This is a genomic window from Gluconobacter sp. Gdi, assembly GCF_014132155.1.
GTDB lineage: Bacteria > Pseudomonadota > Alphaproteobacteria > Acetobacterales > Acetobacteraceae > Gluconobacter.
In genome coordinates this window covers 1-1,814 of record NZ_BLJQ01000038.1, presented here as the reverse complement: position 1 = coordinate 1,814, position 1,814 = coordinate 1, and the positions used below count along the sequence as shown (strand labels likewise).

The 1,814-nt window shown below is 53.2% G+C and carries 3 pseudogenes; 1 reads left to right on the top strand and 2 read right to left on the bottom strand.

Annotated features, from left to right (window positions below):
- Window positions 1–102 precede the first annotated feature (102 nt).
- Window positions 103–541 (top strand): annotated as a pseudogene (locus tag JN414_RS16300) (transposase); the annotation flags it as partial.
- Window positions 542–913: 372 nt separating this feature from the next.
- Here JN414_RS16300 and JN414_RS16295 read toward each other — a convergent pair.
- Both JN414_RS16295 and JN414_RS16290 read right to left on the bottom strand, forming a co-directional pair.
- Window positions 914–1,101: pseudogene (locus JN414_RS16295) on the bottom strand (SMR family transporter); the annotation flags it as partial.
- A gap of 185 nt (window positions 1,102–1,286) precedes the next feature.
- Window positions 1,287–1,814 (bottom strand): annotated as a pseudogene (locus JN414_RS16290) (hypothetical protein); the annotation flags it as partial.

Sequence of the window (1,814 nt, the reverse complement as noted above, 5' to 3'; positions counted from 1 at the left end):
AGATCGACCACGCATCATCGGAAAATACAGACTGCATCATGCTCATCACAGATGAGCTGGGCGGTTCACTACCTATTTTAAGGCCTAACAGGCCCTAAAAAGAGACTTACTCGGTTCAGCAGGCTTGGTGATCAACTCGAAGCGTTTTCCCTGACTATGGATTTTGAAGTGTTCCGCCCTGATCTGGAGCAGGCCTTGGTCTATTCAGATGGGAGCAAGGGCGGGCGACCACCGTTTGATCCCGTGTTGGTGTTCAAGGTCCTGGAGATCCAGACGTTAAACAATTTGTCCGATGAACGGACAGTGTATCTGATCAACGATCGCCTCTGCTTCATGCGCTTCCTTGGTCTGGGGCTTTCAGATCGGTTGCCAAAACAGTCTGGCTGTTTGAGAACGCCTTACCCAGGGAGGTGCGATTGATGGCCTGTTCAATTGCTTTGACGCGACCCTGCGGAGGGGCGGTTACCTACTGATGTCCGGCCAGATCCTGGATGCCACGCTCGTAGCGGCTCCGCAGCAGCGCAATACCAACGCTGATAGGAATAACGGTCTTTACAAAGACCAACAGCGTGAAGTCGCTATAGTCTGGTCTGTTTGAGGATTGGGAGGAGTAAGGACAGAAAGAATGGTCTGCTGACGCTTCTCAAGCGTAAAGAGCGCGCCAGAGCCTGCATAATGTGTTGTTGTGGTGATACGGTAGCCAGTTTTGAGCAGACTGCTCAGGGACGTCGTGACCGGATGCAGCGTCGTCGGAACGGTAAGCGGACGGTAAGGAGATTTGACGCCTGATTCTGGTAGCCAGTCCTGAGAACTTTGCGCAAAAGCGCAGACTGGAAAGAGAAAAATGCACAGGACAGGAAATACAGCCACACGGTTGATCATCAAGAACTCCAAAACCCGGGACGCGACAAGCTCAATACTTCGTAGTTGTTGAGAAGAGATTCATCACAAGCACGCCGGCGATGATCAAACCCATTCCGATCATCGCCGGAAGATCAAGGCAACCGCAGCGACAAGGACAATACCCACCCCAGACCAGATCGCGTACGCAATTCCGGTCGGAATGTTTCTGAGGGCTATCGAAAGACAGTAAAAAGCGACGTTGCGATGATTTCCGCGACAGTGGCGATACCGAGATAAAGAAAGCTCATGGCTGCATCATGAGCGGAATCTCCTCAGGAATAAAGGCTGACCAGTATCCGGAAGCCTTTATTCCCCAATCCCCCAACTTTTCATTGTCACAACCGTACCCTAGCGATTTTCACATCGCTAGGGCCTGATGCCGGTCAGGCGTGGAGCGCGCTTTTCTCAGAGGTTGTGTCAACAAGGAGATATGGACCTCCGGCATGAATCTGGAGTGCCATCAAGGCAATACTACCGAGCGGACGCCGACCCAGATCCAGACGAGCGGATCCATCCGTCCAGCGCATCGTACCGTCTTCAACATTATTCCAACCCGACAGATCCGCCTCATGAAGATGCGCGCTCAGGGTCGTCGTCGCGTTGCCTTCGTAGAGTTTCACGTCTCCCACCAGCACGCCAAGTGTGCGACGATCATCGACAAAAGGCCCCACAACGTCACAAGGTCGGCTGGCATTGGAAACAATCCGGACGCTTTTAGCACCGGCAGGAATCATGAACATCACCCGACCATTGTGTTCCCGGATCTGGTGGAGTGCCATACCTGTATTCGTGATCAGGGACAAATCGCGCTGATAGGTCAGGGACGGAGCTTCGGAGTGAACCGGGCAGTTCTGCTCCTTGGCACGACCTTCAATCTGACGGTAAATCGGCTCGACGGCTTCACGCGACAC